The organism is Pseudomonas baetica, assembly GCF_019733355.1.
Lineage (GTDB): Bacteria > Pseudomonadota > Gammaproteobacteria > Pseudomonadales > Pseudomonadaceae > Aquipseudomonas > Aquipseudomonas baetica_A.
The window spans coordinates 83,522-110,050 of record NZ_JAIHLQ010000010.1 but is presented as its reverse complement, the minus strand read 5'-3'; the positions used below and the strand labels follow the sequence as shown (position 1 = coordinate 110,050).

Sequence of the window (26,529 nt, the reverse complement as noted above, 5' to 3'; positions counted from 1 at the left end):
CACATAACTCCCACGGGGTGAAACTTATTCAGGCTGGGGGATATTGAAGCCTTGCGATTGCGGCTCACGCCGAATCATCCGCTTCATTTTCCATTCAAACGCCAGCGTCAAACTCACTGCCGCACACGCCAGCCCCAGCGCCAGCCCCCACCAGACCCCCGTCGGTCCCCAATTCAGGTGAAACGCCATCCACCAGGCCGCCGGCGCACCGATCAACCAATAGCAACCGAGCCCGACCAGAAATGTAGTCTTCGCGTCCTTCAAGCCGCGAATGCAGCCCATCGCAATCGTCTGTGTGCCATCGAACAACTCGAACCACGCCGCCACTGCCAGCAGGCTCACCGCCAGCCTGATCACCTCGGCGAACGCCGGATCACTGTGATCGAGGAACAGGCCGACCAACTGATTTGGCAGCAGCCAGAAGACCATCGCAAACCCGAGCATGGCCACCGCGCCGAACACGATCCCGACCCGCCCGGACATCCGCGCATCGTTCAGTTGCCCGGCGCCGTAATGCTGACCGATGCGCATGGTGATCGCGTACGACAATCCCGCCGGCACCATGAACGCCACCGAAACGATCTGCAGAGCGATCTGATGCGCGCCCAACTGCGTACTGCCCATGGTGCCCATGCACAGCGCCGCGAAGGCGAACAACCCGACTTCCACCGCATAGGTGCCGCCAATCGGCAGGCCGAGGCGCCACAGCTCTTTGAGGTATTGGCGGTTAGGCCGCGACAGGCCGGCGCGCAACGGATAAGCGTCATAGGCCGGGTGCCGACGGATGTGCCAGGCCAGTGCCAGCGCCATGCAGTTGGCAACAATCGCCGTGACCAGACCGATGCCCATCAGCCCGAGTTTCGGCAGGCCGAACATGCCAGTGATCAGTGCGTAATTGAGCAGGAAGTTGGCCACAGTGCCGGCCAGACTGATGACCATGACCGGGGTCGCCCGGCCAATCGCGCTGGTGAAGCCGCGCAGGGCCATGAAACTCAAATAGCCGGGCAGGGCGAATGGCAGCGCAATCAGGAACTGGCCCGCAGCGTTGACGTTGGTTTCGGTCTGGCCGAACAGCAGCAGCACCGGTTTGAGGTTCCAGAGCAGCAGCCCGGCGCCCAATGCCATCAGCCACGCCAGCCACAACCCGGCCTGGGTCAGGCGTGCGACACCGATGATGTCGCCCGCGCCCTTGCGGATCGCCACCAGCGTACCGACTGCAGCGATCACGCCGATGCAGAAAATCGACACGAACGAGTAAGTCGCCGCGCCGAGACCGCCGCCAGCCAGAGCCTCGGGACTCAAGCGCGCCATCATCAACGTGTCGGTCAGTACCATCAGCATGTGCGCCAACTGTGAAGCAATCAGCGGCCCTGCCAGCCGCAGGATGGCCCAGAGTTCGGTACGCACAGGATGCTGCATGGTCATCACCACTCGATTGACAGAGGGAACTGGAGACCGTCGATTCTCGGCGCATGCTCGCGATAGCACAAAGGGATAAAAAGGATGGGTGGCATGATTAAAACTCATCCTGAGCGGATTCTGCTAAGTTGCTCTCGTCCCGCTATAGGAGCTTTCTGAATGTCTCGTCGCCTTCCTCCTTTGTATGCCCTGCGCGCATTTGAAGCGGCGGCGCGGCACAGCTCGTTTACGCGCGCCGCTGAAGAGCTGTCGATCACCCAAAGTGCAGTGAGTCGGCACATTCGCACGCTTGAGGATCATTTTGCCTGCCGCTTGTTTCACCGCAGCGGGCGCAACCTGCAACTCACCGAGTCGGCGCGCATGCTGTTGCCGGGCATCCGTGAAGGTTTTACCGCCCTTGAGCGGGCCTGCAACACCTTGCGCGCCGAGGACGACATCCTGCGCATGAAAGCCCCGTCAACGCTGACCATGCGCTGGCTGCTGGCACGGCTCAGTCGCTTCCGCCATTTGCAACCGGGCAATGAGGTGCAATTGACCAGTGCCTGGATGGATGTGGATTCGGTGGATTTCAACGATGAGCCCTTTGACTGTGCCGTTCTGCTGAGCGACGGCCATTTCCCGCCGGACTGGGAGGCCAGCCTGCTGTTTCCCGAAGAACTGATCCCGGTGGGTGCCCCCAATCTTCTCAATGACCAGCCGTGGGACGTCGCGCGACTGGCGTCCACCGAGTTATTGCACCCGACCCCGGATCGACGCGATTGGCGCAGTTGGCTGGAGTGCATGGGGCTGTCCGATCAGGTGTCGCTCAAGGGCGGGCAGGTGTTCGATACGCTGGAGCTTGGCATGATCGCGGCGGCTCGGGGTTATGGCGTGTCGATGGGGGATCTGCTGATGGTCGCCGAAGATGTCGCGCAAGGTCGCTTGAGTTTGCCGTGGCCGACCGCGGTTGCCAGTGGACTCAACTATTTCCTGGTCTGGCCCAAAACCCGTCCGGGAGGTGAACGTTTGCGCCGTCTGAGTGATTTTTTGCAAGGTGAAGTCCGCGCCATGGAATTGCCGACCGTCGTACGCTTGAGCTGAAACGTTCGAGCCCTCACAATGCCGGCCTTGTGCCATAACCCTGCTTATTGCTCAAGTATTGGGCTTTTGCGCCGAATACGTGCTTGTGGAACCGTCGTGCCGGTGTCCGCGATTCACCCCATTCTTAGAATTTTCCGAGCAAGTGCTGCGATCAAGGAGGATCCGGTGGCTCGGCCAGGAGCTATCCATGTCTCAACCTCGCGCCCGGATCGCCTCACAACTGGGCCTCGCGCTCGCTGTGATATTGGCGATTGTCATCAGCGGCAGTACGGTTTTCGCCCTGCGTTCGCTGGATACCGCCAACCTCGCCACTCGTGAAGAGCATCTGGCCAGTGAGGCCCGCCTGCTGGCGGACCAACTGAGCACTTTCCACGGCACCTTGCGTGAAAGCACGCAGCGCCTGAGCGGGTTGTTCGAAAAGCGATTCAGCACAGGTTTGAGCATTCACCCGAGTGAGCCGGTGACGGTTGCCGGCACCCAGACGCCGGGCCTGCACCTGGGCAGCGAAGTGATGAACAACAACTTCAAGGAAGTTGACGAGTTCCAGCAGATGACCGCCGGCGTCGCCACGCTGTTTGTACGCAGCGGCGAAGATTTCGTGCGGGTCAGCACCTCGTTGACCAAACAGGACGGCACGCGCGCCATCGGTACTTTGCTTGATCACACTCACCCGGCCTATGCGAAGTTGATGGCAGGGCAGGGCTACGTGGGTCGTGCCGTGCTGTTCGATCGCTCCTATATGACCCAATACACCCCGGTGCGCGACGGCAGCGGCAAGGTGATTGCGGTGCTGTTCGTTGGTTTCGACTACACCGACGCGCAGAACGCCCAATTTGAAAACCTCAAGCGCTTCCGCATCGGCCAGACGGGCTCGCTGGCATTGCTGGATGAGCAAAACAAATGGCTGGTTCCGCCAGCCGGCGTGCAGGCGCTGGATCAAGCGATTGCAGTGATCAGCGGTTTGACCAAGACGCCGGGCAAGGGCCAGTTCTGGAGCGACAAGGCTGAAGACTTCTACAGCGTATCGGTGCCGTTCGACGGCGGGCCGTGGTCGGTGGTGGCAAGCATGCCGAAAGCCGAGATTCGCGCGGTGACCTGGAGCGTCGGCACCCAACTGGCAATCGGTAGCCTGCTGGCGATGTTGTTGGCGGTCGGTTCCGTGGTCTGGTTGCTGCGCAGCAAACTCGCGCCATTGAGCGACCTGGTGCGTCAGGCTGAAGCCCTGGGCGCCGGTGATCTGAGCGTGCGTTTGAATGTGTCCAGCAATGATGAAATCGGTCAGCTGTCCCGCGCGTTCAACCAGATGAGCCAGGCGCTGTCGACCATGGTCGAGCACATCCGCCGTGCCTCGGAAGAGGTCAACAGCCGTGCGCAGGCACTTTCCGGCCTGTCCGGCGGCGCGTACGACGGTATGGAACAGCAGTCCGGCGAAATCACCAGCATGGCCGGTGCGGTTGAAGAGTTCAGCGCAACCTCGCTGGACATCGCCGACAACATGGGTGCCACTCAGCGTCTGGCTCAGGAAAATGCCCAGCAAACGCAGATTGGTCGCAGCTCGATGGAAGAGGCTTCGTCGTCCCTTGAGCAAATCGCGGGCGCCCTGAACAGCACTGCCACGGTGATCAACACCCTCGGCCAGCGCTCCCAGGAAATCGGTGGCATTGTCGGCGTGATTACCTCGATTGCCGAACAGACCAACCTGCTGGCGCTCAACGCGGCGATTGAAGCGGCCCGTGCCGGTGAACAAGGTCGCGGCTTTGCCGTGGTGGCTGATGAAGTGCGCAGCCTGGCCTCGCGCACCCGTCAGGCGACGGATGAAATTTCCAGCATGATTCACAGCATCCAGCAGGAAACCGGCAACGCAATCAGCACCATGGAGCAGGGCAACGTGCTGATGCAGGAAGGCTTGTCGCGTAATGCCAACGTTGCTTCGGCACTGGCGCGGATCGATGAGCAGAGTCGTTCGGCCGGGCAACAGTTTGCCGCGATTACCACCGCAACCCAGGAGCAGAGCAGCACGGCGACCTTGCTGAGCAGCAACTTGCAGAGCATCGCGTTGGCCAACAGTGAACAGCGTGAGGTTGTTTCCAACCTTGCGGTGACGGCTAAAGAGCTTGAGAAATTGGCGGCGGACTTGCGTTCCGAGGTTGATCGTTTTCGTTGAGGTGTGGCTGAAGTAGCCATCGCTGGCAGGCTCACGCCTACAGGTCGTCAGAAGATCTGTGGGCGTGAGCCTGCTCGCGATTGGGCTATCTGAATCTCAAAGAACGTCAGTCACACTTGGCGTTGCTGGCGACTTCCTTGCTCGCCAATTTCAACTGTCTGGCCAGTTCCACCGCGTTGGTACTGGCGTAAACCCGGCCACCGGTGTTTTTCGCAATGCACTGTGAAGGCCCGCCGGCACCAATGTTCACCACGTTGACGCGCAAGCGCGGTTGCTCCTTGGCGATTCGACGCGACACCGCACAGACATCCTTCTCACAGCCGTCTTCGCCGTCGACGAACATCACGATCACCGCGTCGTTGTTACGCCCGTCAACCTTGCTGGCGGCTTTGGCCAGACTGTCCGCCAACGGCGTGCCCTGGTTCGGCACCAGACCACGAATACCGTTGATCAGGCGCGCACGATCGGCAAACTTGAACACCCCTTGGTCAGGCGTGCTTTCGCATCCATTGAAGGTGATCAGGCGTGTGTCGATCTTCGGGTCCAGCGCATTGATCATCCCGGCCAGCGAATCCTGGGCGACATTCATGCGGCTGGGTTTGGCGAAAATCTGCAACGTTCGGTTTGGGTCGAGGTACTTGTTCATGTTGTTGCCGAAAAACCAGTCCTCATCGGCTTTCACCGAATTGATGTTCAGTTCCATCGACCCCGAGGTATCGAGCACCACGACAAACTGCGGGACAACGGCATTCGGTGCTTTTTTACGGCAGGCGAAGTTGTCCAGCGTCGGCGCAGGTGCAACCACAACCGGTTTTGGCGGCGGGACAGGCTTGGGTTCTGGTATCGGTTCCGGCTCAGGAACGGGTTCCGGTTCCAGGACAGGCTCAGGCACCGGTTCGACCGCTTGCTCCACCGGCGCCACAACGGCCGCCGGGGGAATCGCGATGACCGCAGGTTCGCGGTGTAGAAACCACCAGAGCAACAGCGCCAACAGCAACAACAGCAGCGCGAGCAGGGCCGCAGCGATCCACCAGCCACGACGCGAGGGCGCTACGACCGGTGCCAGCGGCACCACCGGCGGCACAACCGGTTTCGGTGGTCGCTGGTTCCAGCGCACCACCAGTGGCTCACCATTGAGACTGTAGAGCTTGTCCAGCTCCGGGCTGCCCAACAGGCTGCGCAAGTCATCGGCTACAGTGGGCTGACCGCGTTTTTGCAACTCGTCCGCCAACTGTCCAAGGGACGTCTGGCGCACTTCATAGGTTTGCAGCAAGCGTCGTTGCGCGTCCTCGCTAAGCTCGGCATATGGCGTGGGCTGACCACCCAGTTCGGTCCACCATTCCAGCACATCGCCACTGCCCATCCGCGGTATGGCGAAAAGGCTGGCGGCGGTGGGCGGAAAATGTTTCTGAATGAGGGCAACTTTCGCCTGTAGCGCACTCATCCCCTCCGGTGTGGCGTGCGCATCCCTGATGACCCGCTGCATGACGACGATTCCTGAAAAGGCTGCAGGCCTCGAACGGGAGGCCTGCGGGGTGAACAGTTACTCTTCGTAACCGAGACTGAACTGCAACTGATTAACTTTCTTCTGAAGCACTTTGAGCTGTTCCTGCTTGGCGGCCAGCGTCGCTGGTGAAGCTTTGGCTGTCGGCGCCACCTGCGAGGCCTTGAGCTGCTGTTCTAGATCAGCGATCTGCTTCTGCACCTGGCCTTCATTGCCGCGCCGGCCCTTGAGCGACGTCAGCAACTTGCCCAGCGACTGGTTCAACTCAGCCTGGGACTTCTGCTGGCTGGCCAGATCCGTCCGCGTGCTCAGTTGCTGCGCCTGAATGTTTTCGTAGACCTGACGAAACATCGCGTTTTGCTGGCGGGACTCGGCCAAGGCCAACTCCTTCTGCTTGACCTGATCACTGTAACCACCGGAGTAGTCGCAGTTCATTTTGGTCAGCATGCTGCTGTCGCGATTGGTCGAATCGCATTCGCCAGGTTGGGTCGCGCAACCGCTCAGTGCCAGGACGGCAGTGAGAACTGCCAGTGGTTTTAGCGTCATGTGCTTAACCCAGAGTGATCGCAGAGCGCTGACTGTAGAGACCGTCGACTTCCTTCTGCAGGGCGGCGACTTTCTCGTTCATTTTCAGGATGTTCACATCCACCTGCTTCATTTCGGCGCTGGTACCTTGTGCACGTTCGGCGTCGGCCACTTTGGTGTACTCAGTGACTTTGGTGCGCATGTTGCCGAGGTCTTTGCGCAGGCGCGCGATGTTCTGGTCGATCTCGGCGACTTGCGCCTGAGCCTTGGTCTTGTCGACCTTCTTGTTGGCGATGTCCTTTTTGATCTGAGCGATGCGCGCTTTGTCGTCGTTAATCACTTGTTGAGCGGTCGCGGTACGCGCGATGACGTTTTGCGTGTCTTGCTCGACATCGCTGTTCATCTTCGCCAGACGGGTCGTGGTGTCGGAGTATTCGCTGCGACGCTGGTCCAGATAATAGTTTGCGCCCATGGCCACGCCGCAAGCGGTAATACCGGCGGCGATGGCGCAGACCGCTTTGTTGCTGCTGTTGGACAACGCGCAACTGAGGATGCCGACGCCGGCACCGACGGCGCAGGCCTGGTAACCGGACTTGCTGAAGAACTGCGCGTCACTGCCTTGGGTCAGGCGTGGGTCTGCGCCATCACTGCCGCCGAGCATCGAGCTGCCGGTGTTGGCGCAGCCGGTCAGCAGCAGGCTGCCGGTGAGCACGAAAGCGATTTGAAGCTTGAAGCGAGACCAGAGGCTGCGCGACATGGTGAAACTCCTTGATGACGTGTTTTGCGTGTTGTTATTGAGATACGGTCTTGCAACTGGTCAGCCAGGCGTCGGTGTCGATCTTCTGCTTTTGCAAAAAGGTCTTCTGATTCGCCCAGTGCGTGCGCAAGTAAGGTTTGAGGTCTTGAAGCTGTTTGTTGCGGGTGATGATCTCTTCCATCACGGGAACCTGTGCCTCAAGCAGCGGCTGGCCATACAACGTCGCTGATTCGACGAGGCTACTGGCGTAGTAACGGCTGAGCTTGTGCAGGCGATCTTTCTGCTCGTCGAGCTTGCCTTTGCGCATGTCGCAACTGGCGTCCTTGTCGGCGGACTCACAGTTGAGCTTGTAGTTTTTCTGCAGGAAATCCACGTACTGACCGTCGTCGAGCATCTTGGTGCACAGGAACGCGCCGAGGTTGAGGCTTGCGCGAATCGCTTGGTCACGGGTTTCTTCCTGTTGCTGATTACTGGCGCGCAACTGGTTTTCGAGGGCCTGGAGCTTTTCCTTGAGCGCTTTGTCTTCAACGCCCGAAGCCAGCGAACTGAGGGATTGCACCGTGCCTTTGTCGGCTGATTCGGCTTCCTTGCTGCCGGTACCGAGTTTCTTCCAACTGCTTTCGATACTGGCCACACGTTCGCGAGAGGTCAGCGTCGGCGACACCATGACCAGACGCAGGCCAGTGGTTTTGTTTTTCACATGGCCGTCAGCGTTGTAGTAAGGCGCTTCCTTGCGCAGAGCGGTACGCAGGTCGGCCTGGCTGGTCAGGTAATTACCGCCGCGCACCACGTAACCTCCTGCCTGGCCGTGCTGGCGGTCCAGTTTGTTCAGGCGAAACGGCTCGAACATCATCTCGTCGACGTTGCCGAGCATGTCGTGCAGGCCCAAGGGATTGGGTTTTTGCAGGCCACTCAGTTGAAGTTTGCCGTTGGACGATTGCGCCCCGGCGAACCACTCGTAGGCGTTAATGCCCTCGGGCATCGGGTAGCGCGTGTCGCGAAACTCCGCCGCGCCGACTTCCAGTCCGCCGCGTGCCGCGAACTCCCATTCGACTTCCGTCGGCAGGCGCAGAAAACCCAGTGCGCCGTCTTCCTTGGGCAGCTTGTCGGCGGCGTTCTTGCGCAGCCACAGGTTGTACTTGTCGGCAGCATCGATGGCCTGCACCCAGCTTACGGCGACTTGCGGCAGGCGCATTTTGGTCGCGGCGGTGGGGCAGGTTTCTTCAGTCAGAGCGGTGTATTGCAGCTGGCTCATCTCGTACTTGGCCATCAGGTAGTAACGGGATTTTTCGCTTTTACTACCGGTAAAACTGCCAGCAATGAAGGTCGGGCGAGTCTGTTCGACATAACCGTATTCCGCGCCATCCTGTCCGATATTGATCGGATAATCGTCGAGTGGCCCAGCGACAGGAATGAATACCTTGCGAAAGACCATCGAGCCTTCGCAAGGCATCGGTAGAACAACGTCGCTGGCTTCGGGCATCGGGTTGTAATACTTCTCTTCCCAGCCCGCCGCCGAGGCGTCGAGCAGGTAGCCCAGGCTCATGGGCAACAGCAAGCCAAAACGTTTATAGCTCACGCAGACTCTCCGCAGGTTGGATGCTGATGGCTCGCACGGCACCGATCATGGCGACCAGTGCAGCGACCAGAAAGGTCAGAAGCAGGGCGGTGAAGCCGTGCCAGAAAGTGATGTGGCAAACGAAAGTGCCGGTGGCCTGGCTGCTCCCGAGCAGGTAATCGAACAAATGACTGCCGACGGCATAGAACCCCAGCCCGCCGAGGTAACCGGCCAGACTCAGCAGCAGCGCTTGCACAATCACGAAGCCCGCAACCGCCGCACGCTTGAAGCCCAGCAGACGCATGACCGCGAGGCTTTTGCGTTTACGGTCGATGTTGGCCAGAAACGCCCCGACCATCGATGCCACGCAGCCAATCAGTGCCGCTAGCGCAATCACACCGAAGATCAAACCCAGTACATGGTTGATGGCTTTGACGTTGTCGATGTCGGCCAGTCGGCTCGAGGTTTCGATGTGTTGTTCGTTGAGCCAGCGTTCCAGCGGTGCAACTTGATCGATGTCACGCGCATACACCCGAGCGCGGGCGTACAGCGGTTGCAGAGCACCTTGCGGCTTGCCGGTGTCGAGGCCTAAAGCACTGACCTGATAGCCGTCGCGAAAGCGTTCGAGATCCAGCAGCAATGGCGGTGCGACAAACCCGGCGGCACGGCCGAAGCGTGCACCATCAAGTACGGCGAGTACGGTCAGGGTCATTTCACCGCGCTCGTTGACGCCATCCAAGCGTCGCAGCACGCGCAACTGCACACGGTCGCCGGGCTTTGCCTGCAAGCGTTGCGCAGCGCGGGCGCTGAGGATCACTTGATCGCCCACAGGATTGAGTCTTGGCAGGTTCAGCTGAGGATCGCCGGGTTCGGTGGCGATGATTTCCGCGCTTTCGACAAACCGTTGCATACCGATCAGCAAGTCAGCCTGGGTGTTCAGCGAGCGGGTCTGGCCGAGGGCAAATCCGGTTTCAGGTCGCTGGCGCAGGCGCTCTATCCAGGCACTGTCGTAGTTGCCGTTGCTGAGCATCTTCACTTCAAGGTTGCGTGGGTCGCGCAGCAGCTCATCCTGTAACTGACTGACGACACCGTGCTTGAGCCCGAAAAGCAGCAGCAGCGGTGCGATTACTGCCATCAGCGACGCGGCAATGCACAGCGACAACTTGCGGTCGTGCCAGAGGTCTTGCAGGGCCAGCGTTGCCAGCAGGCGCACGCGGTCAGTCCATCGGTTCAAACAGTGTTTCTCCCTGACGGCTGACAGCGCCGAGCCTTGGCAAACCGAAATCTTTGAGCAAAGCCCAGTCATGCGAGACCACCAGGGCACTCAAGCCCATACTCGACACCAGACTCAGCAACAATTCGAACAAACGCCGGGCGCTATGAGGGTCGAGTGCGGCAGTCGGCTCGTCGGCCAACAGCAACAGCGGCTCATGGGCAATCGCTCGCACGCAAGCCACTCGCTGACGCTCGCCGATTGATAACGCTTGTGGTTGTTTGCCGAGCAAACCTTGCAAACGCAGCACCTCAACCGCGTGGTCGACGTGAGCGCTTTGTGCCGGCATCCCCAGCAAACGTCGTGGCAGGTTGATGTTGTCTCGCACGCTGAGAAACGGCAGCAACCCACCACTTTGCAATATGAATCCCAGATGCCGTGAACGCACCGCCGCCAGCCCCGGCTGATCATCTGTGGCGAGCAACCGAGCGATGTCTTCAGGTGCTTCGGGTTGCGTCGCGCACTGCGCCAGGCCGAGGCGAAAGCGTTCGAGCTCGACCGGCGCAAGCAATAGGCCGATGGCTTCAAGCAGCGTGCTTTTGCCGCTGCCGCTCTCGCCGGTGATGGCGAGGATTTCCCCGGCACCGACCTGCAAACGCGGCAGGCGCACATGGTGGGCCAGTGCGCCTTCACCGCGGCGCACCAACAGGTTCTTGATATCGAGCATCGGCGTCTCGTTAAGGCATCATTTCCAGAGGCACGGGGTAAACGTTGTCCCGGGCGTCACTGTCCTTGGCTAATGCCACCCAACGGTCGACGTCAGCGTTATAACGCTGGTAGTGCCGTAGTTTGGTATTGAGCGTGCGGATGAATTTCTCTTGCGCAAGGCCGTCCCAGCTCTTCCAGGTCTCCTCGTCGAGGTTCAGCACTTCGCTCTGGTACGGCAGGTCTTCGAGGTACTCACCGAGCACGCCCATGTCCGCCAATTTGGCGTTGCTGTTTTGCTTGAGCTGATTGGGATCGGCACCCATGGTCGCGGCCACGGAGCGCAGACGCTCGAACATTTCCGTTGGCGAGATCAGGCCTTCGTTGGCGGCGTCGAGGATCTGTTTCATCACCTCACTCAGGTCGCTGAGTTGGGATTTGGTCAGCAGTACGCGTACATCGGTGGTCGGGATGTTCTGCTTGATCAGGTCGCGGTCGGTGATCCACGCCTTGAACACGGGCGGGGCCTTGCTGTTGGTTTTCTCGCCCAGATACGCCAGTTGCATGGCGTGGCCGATCAATGCCGAGTCTTCGAGCATCTTTTTCTCGGCTGGATCCTGCTTGGCGTTCAGCGCACTGCCGATCGCGTCTTCGCCCATGTAGGCGGCTTTAACCTGCGAGGTGATTGCCATGGCCAAGGTATCGACCTTGCGTCCGAACTCCTGAATGTCGCCAGCGTTAACGGGGTAGTACAGCGAAGTGTTGGTACCCGGGTAAGTCGACAGGTTTTGATACTGCGCCTCGGCTTTGGCGTGGTCCTTGATGCCGGCCGGGGTCTTCAGGTGCAGGGTATAGATCGCCACGCCGGGGTTGGCGGCTTCGAGCCGAACCTGTGCGGCGCTCAAACCTGTTTTCGACAATTTGTCGTCGCCTTCAATAGCGCCGGCATCCGTGATCAACACCACATAACGCGCGCCAAACTGGCTCCAGTCGACCTTGTCGATACTGTGCATTACGCCGGCGTAGGCATCTTCGTCGAAGCTGCTGCTGGAGACCTTGGCCTGCTTGAGGTCGGCAACCTTGGCGAGGAAGTCGGCGCTGTCTTTTACCTTGGTCGGATCGGCGTACATCTTGGTGGTGTATTCCAGCCCTGGCACCGCCTGGGTGCTGGAGCGGAACGCGACCAGTCCGAACTTGACCTGCTTGCCGAGGTTTTGCGACTCGATCTGCTGATACACCTTGCGGATCGCCTCGCGAGTGCGGTCGATATACGGGTCCATCGAGATCGTTGAATCGATGACAAACACTACCGCCGCACTGAACGCCTTCAGTTGGCTGGTTGCCTTGTCTTCGGCCTCCTTACTGCCGGGCGCGGCGTTGTCAGCGGCACCTTTGGCTTCTTTTGCGTCGTCCTTGCTGACCGACGCAACATTGAGCAGGCGGGTACGAAACCCTGCTTCTGTCATGACCTCTTCGCCGCTGAGTACCGGTAGCAGGTAAAACTGCTTTTGCAGGTCGACGAAATATTCAGGCTCCTGGGCCAGTACGCCGGGGGCCTGTTTGCCTTTCTTCAGCGCAGCCCGCAACGGCGCGACTTTGCTCACCGGGTCCGGCGCATCGAGGATGCCTTCGACGGTCTTGCGCTCTTTGAAAAACAGCAGTCGGTCGCGATTGGCCGGGTTGGTGAAGGCCAGCGTCAGCTGCATTTTCCAGTCGGTTGTGCAACTGGCGGGCAGCCAGCCAATGGTTTTGCCGTAGCTATCGGGGCCTACTTTCAGCCATTCGGCGTTGCTCGCCTGAGCCCGCTCGTACACATAAAAACGGCTGAACACGGGTTGCTCTTCGCCTGCTGCGCCGCCCGCCGCCGGGCTGATTTTGCAGCCCGGAGTGGTCAGCACCCGCTGGAACAAGGTTTTTTTTCCTGCCTGGATCAACGGTTTGTCATCGGCCATGGCCAGCGGGCTGATGCACAGCGCCAGCAGCGCGGCACTGCTCAACAGAAAACGATTGATGGACGAGCGCATCACTTTTGCAACTCCTCGAAACGCTGCTTGGCTTCGGCGTTATTCGGGTCCTGGGTCAGGATCGTTTCGTACCAGTAGGCGGCGGTGGCGTTATCCGCTGCCGGGAAGCACTCGCTGGCCTTGAGGTATTTCGGATCGTATTCATGCGCATAGGCGTTGGCGATCAACGCGTCGCCGGCTTGGGCGCGGTTGGCGTAAAGGCGCTGGGCGACACCACAGTGTTTGCCGGCCTTAGCCTGGTTGATGATCTCCAGCAGCTTGGCGCTGTCGGGCGCCGCTTTGATGCAGTTCTGCACGAACGTCAGCTCGGGCAGGCTGTTCATGCTTTCGAGCGTGCACGCCTGAGCTGCGCCGGTGGCCGGTGTGTTTGTCGCAACGGCCGGGGTTGCGGCAGCCGGTTCCGGATTGCGTTTCATCAGCCAGAAACCGACGGCCGCCGCTAATAGCAGCAGCACAACAATGGCGAGAGCGATCAAGCCTTTGTTGCTTTTCTTCACCGGTGCGGGTGCCGGGGTGTAGGCGGGCTCAGGTGCGACCGGCTCAGGCTCTGCCTCTGGCTGCGCGGCGGGCAGCACCAGTTCGGGCAACTCGGGGATTGGCGGTGCCGGTGTACTTGGCGTGCTCAGTTCTGCGCCACCGTAAGTCGAGCGGGTTTCGCCACCGGCCGATGACGGCAGCAGCCCGACACCTGGGCGGACTACGCCAACGTCGCAATGGCCCTGGCTCTGCTCACGCAGTTCAATACGAAACTGCGAATTGGTGCCACCTTCCAGCAGCGGATCAACCACCTCCGGGCCAACCTGTGCTTCGAGGGCTTCACCATTGGCGGCAAGGTTGAAACGCGAAACCTTGAACCAGAACGGGTTGTTGCTCCAGGCTTGTTGATCCTGGAGGTAGAAACTGTCCTGGTTGCGCTGAATGGAAAACTCCAGATGTTCTTCGCCACCTTGCCATTTCTTTACAGTAAGGCAGGCCCGGCCAGGCACATTGGGCTCTAACGCGAGCAGGTCGACACGAATTGGCATTGCTTATCTCGCTGCGAAGGCTGTGAGCACTTGGCCCAGCCGTTCGTTCTGTTCAGGGGTGATTTCGCGACCGGCACCATGGCCGGCGTTGTCCAGAGTGATATAGGCCAGACCGGAGAGCCAGTCGCCCAAAAACAGCTGTGCCTGGTTTGACGGTTGGGCCGGCAGTTGCGGAACCTGTCCCGGGCCGATGTCGGTATAAAACGAGAACAGCGGGGCCTTGGCGCCGGCACGGCTGTTCGGGCGTTCGCTCAGCGGTTTCTGGATGTAGCCGAACCAGGAAACGAAGTCGCGCAGCACGCGCTGCACTTCCAGCACTTGCCGCTCGACCAGTTGATCGCGACGGGCGCCACTCTGTGCGCGCTTGAGCACGGCCCGGCTCAGTTGCCCTGGCAAGTCCTGGCGGTATCCGGCGGTGATCAATTCATCGACCACGGCCTCCAGTAACGCTTTCTCCAGGCCCAGCAGGTTCAGCAGGCTTTGTCGGGTCGTCAACTCACGCAGGTTGGCGATCCAGGCTTTGAAGGCCGCTTTGGCAAACCGGTGTTCATTGCTTTGCAGCTCCGGCGCCGAGGCAGAGGTTTTATTGCTGGCGGGTGGGCTGTCCTGCCCCAGGTCACCACCGAAATCGAAATCGAAACCGGCGTCGTTGCCATACAGGCTCTGGCTCGGTGCCGCCGCAACCGGCTCATCGCTGGCGGCATTTTCGTCATCGGTTTCGTAGACACCACTGAGGTACAGATCCCGAACTTCTTCGCTGGGCATGTCGAGTTGATCAATCAACTCCCCAAGCACCGCGGGGCGACGACCGAGCCCCGACAAGATCATCTGCGCCTGGGCTTTTTTGGCCGCTGCCGCACCGTCACCGTCGGCGTGGTACCAAGTGCTGAGGCCATGAGTGGTGAGGCCTTCGAGGCATTCGTCCAACTGCTCGCGGATGCGCTGCAGCTTGAACTCGATCTTCGCCACACCCGTGAAGCTGCCGCTGAAGTGACTGATGCCACCGTCATCATTGCGCAGCATCTCTGCCCAGGCTTTAGCCGGATGGGCGACGTGTTTGCACACCAGTGCGTTGTTGGCAAAACTGGTGCCCAGCGTATCGATGCGTGCCTGATAAATGCTGTTCAGGCCCGTTTCGGCGCCGCTGTCGTCCTGCACGATAAACGCCGCGTCCATGCGTGGTTTGCGCACCAGGAAGGTGTTCTGAAACGGCGTACCGGCCCAGTCGCTCATCCAGCTCAGGCTGCCGAAGCGCTCGAGCATGGTCAGCTTGACCATGCCGTTCCAGCTCTCGTCGTACTGATCAGCAGTCAGGCTCAGGGAGTTGGTGATGCGCAGATCGAGCATGGTCAGCGCCCAGATCAGACCGGTCTCGCGTTTGCTACGGGCGGCGGCATCGGGGCCCTGGGTTTTTTCGATCCACCGCGTCAGCACCGGGCCAACGTCGTTGACGTCACTCTGTTTGGTCGAGCCGGTGCAGACCACCAGTGCGTTCATTTCCTGATTGTCGGTGTAGCGTTCGAACAGGTAAGCAACCTTGCCGCGCAGTATCAGTTGCGAGACGGAATTGTCCTTGGTAGCTGATTCCGGGTCTTTGGAATCGGCAATCTCATGCAGCTTCTTGCGACCGCGATATCCCGGGAAATCAAGCAGGTCGACCTCATTGACGATGTCGTCCGCCGGCGCGTTGACCAGTCCGAACGTCATCTCGGCCGTCAAGGCCGCCAGTTGCGCAACGGGAATGCTCTGAACATTCTTCAGTTGCCCGGAGACACAAGGACGTACGTCGATCGGCAAATCCGCCGCGCTGCCGAAGCGCTCGAGAATGTCGACGTTCATGATGCTGTCGCGTTGGCTATAGGTGTCGTTCTCGAGCGTCACCAACGCTTTGATCGGTGCAAATACGGTCTCGGGCAGACCTAGCTTGTGCAGCGCGCCGGCCAGTTGTTGGTAGACGCGCGTCAGTTCGCTCTGCTCACCCCAGAGGATGGCGAAGAGCTGCGCACGTTCCTGGTAATTCAGGCGTGGTGCCAGTTGCAGCGCCTTCGGCCAGTACAGGTGTTCGAGTTTCTTGACCGAGTTTCGGAAGTTGTCCCGCAGGTAATCCCACAGCGACACCAGATCGTCAGCGCTGACGCCTGGCTGCAACGGCCCGTTCTCGCGGCCTTCAAACGGTTTTAGCACACGCTGGATGCGTTCTTCGTCGATCTCGTAGGAGATCCGCTCCAGGTCGAAGTCCTTGAACCAGGAGTTGGCCAAAATCTTCGCCAGTTCGATTTCCTTGAACAAGGTCAACTCCACCGGGAACTGCGGGTCCTGGCTTGGCATTGCGCGGCGGCTGAAGCGTGTCACAAGGCCAGTGGCTTCCTTGCCGCCACCGACCGGGTTGATGTGCCGAATGAAGTCCAGGCGCTGACCACCGAAATCGGTTTCCAGTTTGCCGTTCTCGCCGGCTGCAAGGGCCGATATCAGATAGGACTTGCCCGCCTGGGATAAACCGAAAAAGCCTATGGTCATTGGCGTGCAGGCCACACGACCGAGGCTGTGAGCCAAGTTGCGGGCGCGGTGCAGGCGTATGTTCAGATTGTCGGCTTCGCTGTCCAGACGTGGCGCGTTGACGCGTGTCTGGTCAATCCAGTCCAGTGCCTGACCGGCACCTTCATAAACCGCAGCCCACTGGGCAGAGAGCTGACGTTGATCGGGGGTCAGGTCATTCATTTGCGTTTCACACTTCCACTGTCGAGCCAGTACTTGGTCTCGCTCAGGCCGGCGTCGAGCATGGTGTTGAGTTCCAGTTCGAGGTCGCTGCGCGGGTTGAAGTTGACGTTGTTGCTGTTGGATTCGATGTCACGCACCGAGAGTCGGTCGCTGACCAGATCCTGTTTTTTTGTGTATTTGTCGGCGGCCTTGACCTCAAACCGCACCTTGAGCAGCGGCGCACTGCCGTTTTCACCCACCGCACGGGAGAATTTCTCCCGGCCGGTTTTGGTGAAACGCAAGGTGTAGAGCGGCGATGCCGACCAGCGATCAGCGGCGAGTTGACGGAAACCGAGGCGCAGATCACCACGCATTTCCAACTGCGGGGTGTCGGCTTCATCGTCCACGCCGATTTCCGGCAACTTGATCTTGTAATCTTCGGACTGGATGTCGCGGTAAAGCACGTCGGCATCCTTGATCACGTTGTTCAGATCGATCACGCCGATGTGCTTGACCGTTGAATACGGTTTCAGCGCCGAAGAACGGAAATAGAAGTTCGGCACACTGTGGTTGGCGCATAACAGGCACAGCATGGCGCCGACCGACGCGGTACTTTTCGGGTCGTCGATGCGACCGTTCTTGTGGAACGGGTACCAGCCGCCGGTCCGGTAGTTCTGCAGCGCCAGAATGCGCCCCGGAGGCAGCGGCAACACCTTGCGGATAAACGCCTGAATGCCGGGCAGGCGCGAAGGCCTGCCAGTCAGCAACAGGACGTCGCACGGGTATTGCGCGACGACTTCACACAGCGCACCGAGAATCTTGGTGATGTTGATCTGATCGTTGAGGAACGCGGCATGAAGCTTTTGCAGGTCGAAGCTGATCTGCGCTTCATACAGGTCGAAATTGCTCTGCCCGCCGACGTCGCGGCGTACCGCCGCATTGACGTATTCGAGCACGGTCTGACTGATCGCATGGTCGCCGAGCAACTGTCGATAACTCTGCGGACTGACTTCCTGCGGGACTTGCGGATCGTAGTGCTCATACGCCTTGAGCAGTGCCAGGCCGAGTGGCGAGAACACTTGCAGGTTCAATTGCTGGCGCAGGATAACGTCCTGGGCGCTGACCGATTCGTCGCCGCACAATCGTGACATCAGTGAGTCCGGCGCCCTCACGCCAGCATTCTGCAAGGCTTTTTCGAAGCTGGGTAGGATGAAGTCCTGAATCACGTCGAGCAGAATGTCATCGCCGGCGACTTTGAAACCGTCACGGAAACGCTGCTCCGGCACGATGTGCACATTGCTGCCGCTACCGGTATTGCCGGCGCGGTCGAGGCGGTAATCGGTAATGACCAGGTCAGTGGTGCCACCGCCAATGTCGATGGTCGCCAGCGTGATGCGTTCGCGATCGGTCTTGTCAGGCCGGGCGATGGTGTCGAAAAATTCTTCTGGGTGACCGGCGAAGTTCTCGTTGACCTCGGTGTACAGGTACACCAATTGCCCGCAGGAGGCTTCGTCCCATTCGACGCGGATGCTCGGGATCGGCGTGCGCGGGCTGGCCGCTTCATCTTGATGCGGGTCCTCTTCGCCGACGTGCCATCCGAGGCTTTTCCACACCAGGCCGATGGCTTGCAGCATGCGCTCGTTGAGAATGCTGCGTTCGGCCTGAGGCATCCCCGGCGGCACAGTCAGGGTGATGCTGTTGAGTTGGCGCGGCGAGCGTGTATGCCCTTGGCGCGAGCGCTGGGCCGGGCTGTTGATTTGTGACAGCGCTTGCGCCAGCACTTCGGCGAGCATGAAAGTCATCAGTGAGCTGCGCGAATAACGTGGCATGAACACCGGCAGACGGTCATCTTCGTCGAGGCTGTAGAGTGCTTCGCCAGTTTCGTTGATCAGGTGCGAAAACGGTGCGGCGGTGGCGTATGGCTCGTTGTCGGTTTTGACGTACGAGCAGTTGAATCGCCAGCCAGGCGCGTAGGCCTTTTCGTCCCACAAATAACGTTTCGGACTCGACAACCCCGTCGAGCCTTCAGTGCCGCGACGACGACTGGCCAGACGCCCGGCCTCGTTACCAACGCGAGCGATCGTTGCCCATTGGAACGCATCGTGCCGACCACTTTTGACCGAGCAATGGTCCTTGCCAAAGTTCGCCTGAGCGAACTCGACGCGGCTTTCGAACGGCTGGTTGTAGGTGTGTTCCGGGGTGATCAGGTCGCGCAGTTCCAGCACGTAATTGTGCTTGAGTCCGGAGCCGGCCTGACCGTGGTTTTCGATGAGGATGCCGCAAGTGCGCGAGTTGCCGACGTCGAGGACCAGGTCAACCGGGATCGATTGACCGTTGCTGTCGTTGGCGACCACTTTGAGTTCCGGAATGTCGACTTTCGGCCGGGCCGTCGACTGCATCGCTGTCGATGGCTTGCCCAACAGGCTCAACACATTGAGGTAATGCGCTAGGTGATGGTTGGCGCGGATGTCGATGTCGAGTTCTTCGCGCGAACGATGGCTGTTGCCCTCGTTGAACAATTCGAGCAGCCATTCATTAACCCACGGCTGAGTCAGGAACCAGCGGGTTTCGCTGGCCTTGGTCGCCAGTTTGAAAGACACACCGGAGCTGATGTCTTCTTCGTTCGGCGCCAGGTAAGCCGTGCCGTCACGCTTGGGCATCACGCGGCTGTCGAATGCCATGGTCAGGCGGTGCGTGTTGCCGTCGATGTCTGGATTGGCCAGTTTGACCAGGCGCATGCGCGACCAGTTGCTCGGGCCTTCATCGAAGCGGTGCGGTGGCATGAAGCGGAAAAACGGGATTGGCAGCCAGACACCGTTGAGCAGATCGAGACTGCTTTTCATGTCGATGCTGAACGCCGGTTTAGCCTTTTCGATCTTTTCCGGTTCGGGCTCGTAGAAGTAGAAGTCTTTCTCTTCGTTGTACATCAACCGGCAAACCAGCCCGCTGATCATCGGAGCGAACTCGCCGGCGGGCTCCTTGCGAGGGTCCAGGCGCAGAGCGAAATCCATGAACTGGATGCCGGTGTCGCTGACGAGCGTGACGGTGTCTTCGAATTGGGTGACTTCAGGCAACATTTCGCGTTATTCCGTGCTTATTCGCCCATTTGTCGCATGGACATGGGGAATTGATCTTTGCCATAACCGCCCGTGCAGTCGGCGACCGTGGTCGCTCCTTTGCGGCAGTTGACCTTGGGCATGTCGTAGGTGCTGCCATCGCCGCAGACGGCCTGGCCCTGACTGTCGATGGCGAGGCTGCCGCCTTTCATGGCCGCGACGACCGGGCCGCTGCATTTCGAGCCATCTGCCTGATGCACCGTCACTTCGCCCTTGCCGTCCTTGAACTGGTACTCCAGGCGCAGCGGTTTGCCGGTGCGGCGGTCTTGAATGCCGGCGCCGGCACGGTATTGGCCATCAAGGAAATTGGCGGCACCGTCAGCGGCGTCCGGTGGAATGCTCAGGGCCGGGCCTGCTTTTGTCGCGCTGGCTTTTTCCGGGTCGGCCGCTGGAGTGGCCGGCGGGGCGGTCTGGTTCTCGGGTTCGATGGCAGGTGCTTCGGCGGCTGGGTCCTGATTCACGCCAGCGTTTGCGGCATCCGCTTCGTTGCCGTCAACTGCCGGGGTGTCTCCTCCCTGCATGTCGCCCCCCGCCGTGCCGGCGTCGACACTGGCACCACTGCCGATAACCGGGGTGCCGGTTAGTGTAGTGGCGTTGCCGGTGAGTTGCGGCTCCACTTGCCTTTCCACGGGCACGACCCCTTCAGGCAGCAAGTTTACGGCCACCAGTGGGATCGGCACGCAGCCGCGCAGGCCGAGCAACAACCATAGCAACAGCAACAGGAAGGGCAGCAGCAACAGCCACCACCAGCGTCGCCACCAAGGGCGCGCCACAACCGGCACCACAGGCGCGATGGGGGGCGCTACAGGGGGCGGCGTCTCGGGAGGCAGCGTGAAGGTTAGCGGTACTTGATAGAGGCAGTGCAGTGGGTCGCGATTGCGATCAGCCCCCGCGTGCTCAAAACCCCAGAAGGTGAGTACGGGCTTACCTTGAACCAGGTAGACAAAGTTTTCGTCGGGGAAATGGATGACGCGCTTGAGCAACTTGCCGAACACGGCTTTGTCGCCTTGCTGCTGTTCGTCCGGATCAGTGCCCAAAAACCGCTGGCTCAAGTCTTCGAGTGCAGACTTCAGGGCTTCCAGTTGGCGACGGGCAGGCGCGCGCTCTTCTTCGGTCGCACTGCTCCACGGGATCACATCGCCGTCGAGGCCGCTGTACCAATCGATCTGATTGCCCAGTTCATCGCTTTGGGGAATGGCCAGGTGATCGACCATTTCGGGGTTCTTGCGACGAATGGCTTCGCGCAATTGCAGAGCCGCCCGGTAAACGGGTTGACCGGTTTCGCCCAAAGCTGTGAATGACCCGCTCTTGCCGCTGCGTAATAGTGCCCCGCGCATCCATACTCCATATGTTCCGTTGCGCAATGACAGGCGTGAATGCCTGTACCTTGATCCTGCATTTAGCTGGCGACCTTAATGTCATTATGATGTCGCCGTCAATCAGCCAATGGGCCAAAACCGAACGAGGTTAGTTCAAGAAAGCAGGCCTTGCTCGAGATTAATTTTTCATTTGACGAGGAGGCTATCGGAGATGCTGTTTTTGTACTTGCTGAAACGTTTCATCAGCGCTATATAAAAACTACAAATCCAAGAAAAGGCCTTTCCATGACTTCGCTCAAACTCGCTGTCGCCCTCGGCACGATGGCTGCTGCTTCTCAGGCAATGGCCTGGGATTACATCCTGCTCGACACCGACAAACCTGCGCAAAACTGGACAATCACGAGTGAGCAACTGGGCGTAAAAATCGACAAACCGTTTTCCGTGACACTGCGAACCCTGCATGGCGGTCGTCAAGAAGGGGTGGGCATTGTCGACATCGATAACGGAGCGATGAAACTCTCGGTGGTGCCGACCCGTGGCATGAATGTCCTGCACGCCTCCGTTGGCAACGTGCGTATGGGGTGGGACTCGCCGGTCAAGGAGGTGGTTAACCCGGCATTCATCGAACTCAATGGCCGCGGCGGATTGGGCTGGCTGGAAGGTTTCAATGAACTGGTGACCCGCTGCGGCTACGAATGGGTCGGTCATCCCGGCATGGACAAGGGTGAGTTGCTGACCCTGCACGGACGCGCTGCCAACATCCCGGCCAGTACCGTTACGTTGCACATCGACGAAAAACCGCCTTACGCCATCAGCCTGCGTGGCGAGTTGAAAGAGCAGGCGTTCAAGAAAGTCGATTTTTCTGTAGCCACCGAACTGGTCACCGAGCCCGGCAGCGTGCGTTTTGCACTCAACGATACGCTGACCAACAACGGCGATTATCCGAAGGAATACCAGGCGCTGTATCACAGCAACTTCAGCACGCCGTTCCTCGAACAGGGCGCACGTTTTGCTACGCCGGTAAAACAGGTGTCGCCGTTCAACGACAAGGCCAAGGATGAATTGGCGAGTTGGCAGACGTATCGCGCACCAACCAAGGACTACGACGAAACCGTCTACAACGTCGTGCCCTATGCCGACGCCAAAGGCGAGACCCTGGCCGTTTTGCACAACAAGGCCGGCAGCCTTGGTGTCTCCGTCGGCTTCAATACCCAGCAATTGCCGGTGTTTTCCCTGTGGAAAAACACTGACACCCAAGGGCAGGGCTATGTCACGGGGCTGGAGCCGGGCACCAGTTTCTCCTACAACCGCCGCTATCAGCGTCCGCTGAATCTGGTGCCGACCATTGCGCCGAAGGAACACAAACAGTTCCAGATCAGCTACAGCCTGCTCGCGGACAAAGCTGCCGTGGATAACGCCTTGAAGCGAGTAACCGAAATCCAGGCCGGGCGTGAAACCGAAGTGCGGCAAGCGCCGCTGGTTGATCTGACCGAGCATTAAGGCGTCGCCGGCCGGTATTGCAGCGCTTCGGCGAGGTGTTCACGTCTGATTGCATCGACTTGCTCAAGGTCGGCCAGGGTTCTGGCGACCTTGAGTAACCGATGGGCCGAGCGCAGCGATAGCGTTAGCCGTTCACAGGCTGATTCCAGCCATTTTTCATCGGCTGTGGATAACGTGCAGTGCCGCTTCAACCCCGGAAGATCGAGAAACGCATTGGCACAACGCTGACGCTTTTGCTGGCGCTCTCGGGCTTCGGCCACCACGGCGGCTGCACTGGCGCTGTCCTCTCCCGGCTTCACCGTCGGATTCAGCGCCGTCGCCTCCCGCGCTACCGTCAGGTGCAGATCTATCCGATCCAGCAATGGCCCCGACAGTTTGTTGCGATAACGCTGGACCATGTCCGGCGTGCAGGAGCACTTGCCGCTCGGCTCGCCGAGATATCCACAGGGACACGGATTCATCGCCGCCACCAACTGGAATCGCGCCGGAAAGCGCACGCGATCCTTGGCCCGCGCAATCACGATATGCCCGGACTCCAGCGGCTCACGCAGCACCTCCAGTACCTTGCGGTCGAACTCGGGCAGTTCATCGAGGAACAGCACGCCATGGTGGGCGAGGGTGATTTCGCCGGGCTGCGGTTTGGAGCTGCCACCGACCAGTGCCGGGCCGGATGCGGAATGGTGCGGTTGACGGAATGGCCGCTGCGGCCAGTGGGTCAGCGGCACGCCGCTGGCGACCGATTGAATCGCCGCCACTTCCAGCGCTTCACATTCAGATAGCGGCGGCAGCAGCCCCGGCAAGCGACTCGCCAGCAAGGTCTTGCCCGTCCCCGGTGGCCCGCTGAACAACAGGTTGTGCGCGCCCGCCGCCGCAATCAGCAGCGCCCGTTTCGCGGCCATCTGCCCTTGCACTTCATTGAGGTCGGGATAAGGTTTTGCGGCGTGGATCAGCCCGTCCGACACATAAGGCTCCACCGGCGTATGCCCATTGAAATGCGCCACCGCTTCCAGCAGATGATCCACCGCAAACACCTTCAACCCTGAAGCGAGACACGCCTCCTCGGCATTTGCCCGTGGCACCACCAGCGCCCGCCCGGCCTTGCGCGCCGCCAGCGCTGCCGGCAGCACTCCTCGCACTGGCCGCACGGCGCCGGACAATGCCAGCTCACCGAGACACTCCACATCGTCCAGCGTCAGACACGGCACCTGCACACTCGCCGACAGAATCCCCAAGGCAATCGCCAGATCAAACCGCCCGCCATCCTTGGGCAGATCCGCCGGCGCCAGATTCAAAGTGATCCGCCGCGCCGGAAACTGCAGCCCAGAATTGATGATCGCGCTGCGTACGCGGTCCTTGCTCTCCTTCACCGCTGCTTCGGGCAGGCCGACCATGGTCAACGACGGCAGGCCGTTGGCCAGATGGACTTCGACGGTAACGGCGGGAGCATCCACGCCAATTTGGGCGCGACTGTGGACAATGGAGAGGGACATGGTCGTTCCTTGAGCTGAATCGGGGGGCCGCTTCCTGCGGGTTTTTGAAGGGTAGTAGGGGGCGGGTGAGTTGGAGGGGTGGGGGCGTGGGTAAACTTTCACGGGATGTTGCGAACGTATGGCTCTGGTCGCAACCGGGAAATGACTATTGGATGTCGTCTTGTGGCCGCCAGCCTTGAACCTGCGGTGGTTACACTGGCCTGTGTCGAAATCGTGAAGAATTGAAACGTGACAACGGACGTGAAACAGATAGAGCAAATCCAAGTGCTAATCGAGGCGGATCCAGTGCGTATGCGGATATTACGTCTGGTGCAGAGCCTTGGATTACCTGATTGCTGGATAGGGGCGGGATTTCTGCGTAGCGCCGTATGGGATCGATTACACCAGCGCGTTTATTCGCCATTGCCATCGGACATTGATGTCATCTGGTTCGATCAAGAGCGGGCCACTGCTGAATCAGACACTGAACTGGAGGCTTGCTTACGGAATATTGACGCCTCATACAACTGGTCAGTGAAGAACCAGGCGCGTATGCATCTGCGAAATGCTGATGCGCCTTATGCGAGCGCAATTGATGCCATCAGGTTCTGGCCGGAAACAGCGACGGCAATTGCCATAAGGCTCGGTACGCAGGGCGTTCTGGAGGTCGCAGCACCGCTTGGTCTGGATGACCTCTTCGATCTTGTTGTTCGGCCTACTGCGAGGTTCCAAACCGAGAAGCATGCAGTTTACCTGGATCGTTTACGTACCAAGGATTGGCTTGGTGTATGGCCAAACCTGAAGGTTATCGACTACTGACAATTGTTTGCAGGCCTCAACCATCAGGGATTTTAGTCGGGCCAGTCTCGACGCGAAAAAAAACCGCCTTAAGAAGGCGGTTTCAGTTTGCAGGCTTCGGTGAGGCCAAGGCCTGCGCATCCTTAGCGGACACACTCACGTTCGCTGAGGTTATCCATGTCTGCTCGTCGGGACAAGCATCCGTTTAGCCCATTTCCACCAAGGGTTCGCCACCGTGTGTTCTCTGAGTTTCTGCTCCACCACCATCAACGGCACATCCTGCAACCGTATCCACGGCTGGTTATTCCAGTGCAACAAACTCAACGTCATGTCCGGCCAACTGAGCAGGCTCAGTTGTGGGCGTTCGCTTGTGGTGGGGTGTTGGGTGTCGCGCAGGGTGGGGATGACTTGGTGAGTAAGCCATTCGCGCAAGGCTCGGTATTCGGGGCAGTAGTGGTAGACGAGGAGGGCGTAGACGCCGGATTCGCTGATCAGCAGGATGTTTTCGATTTGGTTGTGGATCAGGGTTTTGCGGGTTTGGTGTTGGTCGGGGTCAAGTTTTCGCAGCATGCGTTCGTTTAGGTAGATGTGCAGTAAGCGCCCGAGGTCGCGGGCGGAGAACCAGGGCTGGTTCTGGATCAGGAGGGCGTGGAGGGGGAGTTTGTGGCGAGTGAAGATGTATTGTCCCTGGCTATCCTGGGCGGTTGCGCTAACGGAAAGTCACAGAGAGGCGGAACCAGCTACAGTCGATAGAACATTCAAAGGTGGTGCGTATGAGACATCACTATCTGCGTCGTATGTGGTGATAGCGCCGAGAAAGCTTATCCAGAAGGCAGTTTTGATGATTCTAAATGTCCGAGCTGTGGCTACTACTCAGTCAATCGGCAGTTGATTGAGGAGATGGAGGCAGCAAATCAGGTCTTTGATACCGAGCGCACCCAGCAATATTGATGATCCACTCTCGGCCGGGCCAGGTGCCTGCGATTACGCGTGACGAGCCTACAAAGCATCAACTAATTGTGGAGAGCACGTGAACAAGGTGGGGGGTTCCGAGCAATGCCGGTGCTGGCACCACCGCCACCGGCGAACAGGTCAACCACCAGTTCTTTTTCAAACGGCGGGCCCCTGCTTGACTGGCCATGGATGAACTGGGGTAACTTCTATTGTGCGGACATAGAGGATCCTCGTCGGCTGGCGTGAAGTGGTTTTGTGGGCTATTGCGTGGTATGTCGGTGGAGTGCTGGATGACAAGGAAGTCGAAATGGGCTTATTGGTAGAACGGCCTTATCCTGTGGATTACGTCCACCCAAATGGTAAAAGAGCGAAGATTGATTTCATCTGGGGAAAGCCGGATAACCCTGCCCCGGTGGGGCTTCGTGTCCGGGGGCGAGACGGTAGTAACGATGTCCTGCTAGCCAAAGAAAGCTGGCCTTGGAAAAGCTTCGATGAAGCAATGAGGCGCGGGATTAGACTGGCTACGAAATGGTGTGAGCGATAATTGTTATTAGCAAGCCGGTCTCGGTTGCTTAAGTTATTGCGCAGCGAGCTGAGTTTCAGTCCAGCTTCAGCCACTTGGGCCGAGATCTGAACCGGCTTGGGCATCAACCTCATGCTGTGCCTTGCGTGGTGATTATCGGTCTCCAGCCAGAAGGGGAC

18 protein-coding genes are annotated in these 26,529 nt (G+C 59.5%); 4 read left to right on the top strand and 14 right to left on the bottom strand.

Features of this window, described 5'->3' with window-relative positions; genetic code table 11:
- Window positions 1-24: 24 nt before the first annotated feature.
- A complete protein-coding gene (locus K5E40_RS11715; RefSeq protein ID WP_221730866.1) occupies window positions 25-1,419 on the bottom strand; it encodes a NorM family multidrug efflux MATE transporter in 1,395 nt (464 codons plus the stop codon).
- Between the two features lie 159 nt (window positions 1,420-1,578).
- Here K5E40_RS11715 and K5E40_RS11710 point away from each other — a divergent pair, with 159 nt between their 5' ends.
- Both K5E40_RS11710 and K5E40_RS11705 read left to right on the top strand, forming a co-directional pair.
- Window positions 1,579-2,499 (top strand): LysR substrate-binding domain-containing protein, encoded by a 921-nt coding sequence (locus K5E40_RS11710; RefSeq protein ID WP_221730865.1) that lies wholly within the window; start codon window positions 1,579-1,581, stop codon window positions 2,497-2,499.
- Window positions 2,500-2,686: 187 nt separating this feature from the next.
- On the top strand, window positions 2,687-4,663 hold the full coding sequence (locus K5E40_RS11705; RefSeq protein WP_221730864.1) for a methyl-accepting chemotaxis protein: 1,977 nt from the start codon (window positions 2,687-2,689) through the stop codon (window positions 4,661-4,663).
- Window positions 4,664-4,769: 106 nt separating this feature from the next.
- On the opposite strand, the gene K5E40_RS11700 is transcribed toward K5E40_RS11705, so the two are convergent.
- The 11 genes from K5E40_RS11700 to K5E40_RS11650 are packed head-to-tail and all read right to left on the bottom strand — an operon-like array spanning window position 4,770 to window position 21,124.
- On the bottom strand, window positions 4,770-6,149 hold the full coding sequence (locus tag K5E40_RS11700) for a VWA domain-containing protein (RefSeq protein WP_221730863.1): 1,380 nt from the start codon (window positions 6,147-6,149) through the stop codon (window positions 4,770-4,772).
- A 57-nt stretch (window positions 6,150-6,206) separates the two neighbouring features.
- On the bottom strand, window positions 6,207-6,713 hold the full coding sequence (locus K5E40_RS11695) for a hypothetical protein (protein WP_221730862.1): 507 nt from the start codon (window positions 6,711-6,713) through the stop codon (window positions 6,207-6,209).
- 4 nt (window positions 6,714-6,717) lie between these two features.
- On the bottom strand, window positions 6,718-7,449 hold the full coding sequence (locus K5E40_RS11690; RefSeq protein WP_221730861.1) for a hypothetical protein: 732 nt from the start codon (window positions 7,447-7,449) through the stop codon (window positions 6,718-6,720).
- Between the two features lie 34 nt (window positions 7,450-7,483).
- A complete protein-coding gene (locus K5E40_RS11685; protein ID WP_221730860.1) occupies window positions 7,484-9,028 on the bottom strand; it encodes a formylglycine-generating enzyme family protein in 1,545 nt (514 codons plus the stop codon).
- A complete protein-coding gene (locus tag K5E40_RS11680; RefSeq protein WP_221730859.1) occupies window positions 9,018-10,241 on the bottom strand; it encodes an ABC transporter permease in 1,224 nt (407 codons plus the stop codon). Before K5E40_RS11680 ends, K5E40_RS11685 begins: the two co-directional genes overlap by 11 nt.
- Window positions 10,225-10,947: an ABC transporter ATP-binding protein gene (locus tag K5E40_RS11675; protein ID WP_221730858.1), complete on the bottom strand. Its 723-nt coding sequence runs from the start codon at window positions 10,945-10,947 to the stop codon at window positions 10,225-10,227. Before K5E40_RS11675 ends, K5E40_RS11680 begins: the two co-directional genes overlap by 17 nt.
- A 10-nt stretch (window positions 10,948-10,957) precedes the next feature.
- Window positions 10,958-12,949 (bottom strand): vWA domain-containing protein, encoded by a 1,992-nt coding sequence (locus tag K5E40_RS11670; protein WP_221730857.1) that lies wholly within the window; start codon window positions 12,947-12,949, stop codon window positions 10,958-10,960.
- Window positions 12,949-13,974: an SPOR domain-containing protein gene (locus tag K5E40_RS11665; RefSeq protein WP_221730856.1), complete on the bottom strand. Its 1,026-nt coding sequence runs from the start codon at window positions 13,972-13,974 to the stop codon at window positions 12,949-12,951. Before K5E40_RS11665 ends, K5E40_RS11670 begins: the two co-directional genes overlap by 1 nt.
- A 3-nt stretch (window positions 13,975-13,977) precedes the next feature.
- Complete coding sequence (locus K5E40_RS11660) at window positions 13,978-16,692, bottom strand: putative virulence factor (RefSeq protein ID WP_221730855.1); 2,715 nt, start codon at window positions 16,690-16,692, stop codon at window positions 13,978-13,980.
- The gene (locus K5E40_RS11655; protein ID WP_221730854.1) at window positions 16,689-19,748 is read right to left on the bottom strand and encodes a virulence factor SrfB; all 3,060 of its coding nucleotides are present in this window, start codon (window positions 19,746-19,748) and stop codon (window positions 16,689-16,691) included. Before K5E40_RS11655 ends, K5E40_RS11660 begins: the two co-directional genes overlap by 4 nt.
- A gap of 17 nt (window positions 19,749-19,765) precedes the next feature.
- Window positions 19,766-21,124: an SrfA family protein gene (locus K5E40_RS11650; protein WP_221730853.1), complete on the bottom strand. Its 1,359-nt coding sequence runs from the start codon at window positions 21,122-21,124 to the stop codon at window positions 19,766-19,768.
- A gap of 267 nt (window positions 21,125-21,391) precedes the next feature.
- Here K5E40_RS11650 and K5E40_RS11645 point away from each other — a divergent pair, with 267 nt between their 5' ends.
- Window positions 21,392-22,606 (top strand): aldose 1-epimerase family protein, encoded by a 1,215-nt coding sequence (locus tag K5E40_RS11645; RefSeq protein WP_221730852.1) that lies wholly within the window; start codon window positions 21,392-21,394, stop codon window positions 22,604-22,606.
- On the opposite strand, the gene K5E40_RS11640 is transcribed toward K5E40_RS11645, so the two are convergent.
- Window positions 22,603-24,096: a YifB family Mg chelatase-like AAA ATPase gene (locus K5E40_RS11640; protein WP_221730851.1), complete on the bottom strand. Its 1,494-nt coding sequence runs from the start codon at window positions 24,094-24,096 to the stop codon at window positions 22,603-22,605. The genes K5E40_RS11645 and K5E40_RS11640 overlap by 4 nt on opposite strands.
- Before the next feature lie 291 nt (window positions 24,097-24,387).
- On the opposite strand from K5E40_RS11640, the gene K5E40_RS11635 reads away from it, so the two are divergent.
- On the top strand, window positions 24,388-24,894 hold the full coding sequence (locus K5E40_RS11635) for a nucleotidyltransferase family protein (RefSeq protein ID WP_221730928.1): 507 nt from the start codon (window positions 24,388-24,390) through the stop codon (window positions 24,892-24,894).
- 150 nt (window positions 24,895-25,044) lie between these two features.
- Here K5E40_RS11635 and K5E40_RS11630 read toward each other — a convergent pair whose 3' ends face one another.
- Window positions 25,045-25,551, bottom strand: a complete 507-nt coding sequence (locus K5E40_RS11630; RefSeq protein ID WP_221730927.1) for a Bro-N domain-containing protein — start codon at window positions 25,549-25,551, stop codon at window positions 25,045-25,047.
- Between the last annotated feature and the right edge of the window lie 978 nt (window positions 25,552-26,529).

What these genes read in the sequence shown, in the direction of transcription:
- K5E40_RS11645 (WP_221730852.1), top strand. Translation starts at nt 21,392, where the DNA reads ATGACTTCGCTCAAACTCGCTGTCGCCCTCGGCACGATGGCTGCTGCT.
- K5E40_RS11675 (WP_221730858.1), bottom strand. Translation starts at nt 10,947, where the DNA reads ATGCTCGATATCAAGAACCTGTTGGTGCGCCGCGGTGAAGGCGCACTG.
- K5E40_RS11690 (WP_221730861.1), bottom strand. Translation starts at nt 7,449, where the DNA reads ATGTCGCGCAGCCTCTGGTCTCGCTTCAAGCTTCAAATCGCTTTCGTG.
- K5E40_RS11695 (WP_221730862.1), bottom strand. Translation starts at nt 6,713, where the DNA reads ATGACGCTAAAACCACTGGCAGTTCTCACTGCCGTCCTGGCACTGAGC.
- K5E40_RS11635 (WP_221730928.1), top strand. Translation starts at nt 24,388, where the DNA reads ATGCGGATATTACGTCTGGTGCAGAGCCTTGGATTACCTGATTGCTGG.
- K5E40_RS11710 (WP_221730865.1), top strand. Translation starts at nt 1,579, where the DNA reads ATGTCTCGTCGCCTTCCTCCTTTGTATGCCCTGCGCGCATTTGAAGCG.
- K5E40_RS11665 (WP_221730856.1), bottom strand. Translation starts at nt 13,974, where the DNA reads ATGCCAATTCGTGTCGACCTGCTCGCGTTAGAGCCCAATGTGCCTGGC.
- K5E40_RS11715 (WP_221730866.1), bottom strand. Translation starts at nt 1,419, where the DNA reads ATGCAGCATCCTGTGCGTACCGAACTCTGGGCCATCCTGCGGCTGGCA.
- K5E40_RS11705 (WP_221730864.1), top strand. Translation starts at nt 2,687, where the DNA reads ATGTCTCAACCTCGCGCCCGGATCGCCTCACAACTGGGCCTCGCGCTC.
- K5E40_RS11650 (WP_221730853.1), bottom strand. Translation starts at nt 21,124, where the DNA reads ATGCGCGGGGCACTATTACGCAGCGGCAAGAGCGGGTCATTCACAGCT.
- K5E40_RS11670 (WP_221730857.1), bottom strand. Translation starts at nt 12,949, where the DNA reads ATGCGCTCGTCCATCAATCGTTTTCTGTTGAGCAGTGCCGCGCTGCTG.
- K5E40_RS11640 (WP_221730851.1), bottom strand. Translation starts at nt 24,096, where the DNA reads ATGTCCCTCTCCATTGTCCACAGTCGCGCCCAAATTGGCGTGGATGCT.
- K5E40_RS11655 (WP_221730854.1), bottom strand. Translation starts at nt 19,748, where the DNA reads ATGTTGCCTGAAGTCACCCAATTCGAAGACACCGTCACGCTCGTCAGC.
- K5E40_RS11700 (WP_221730863.1), bottom strand. Translation starts at nt 6,149, where the DNA reads ATGCAGCGGGTCATCAGGGATGCGCACGCCACACCGGAGGGGATGAGT.
- K5E40_RS11660 (WP_221730855.1), bottom strand. Translation starts at nt 16,692, where the DNA reads ATGAATGACCTGACCCCCGATCAACGTCAGCTCTCTGCCCAGTGGGCT.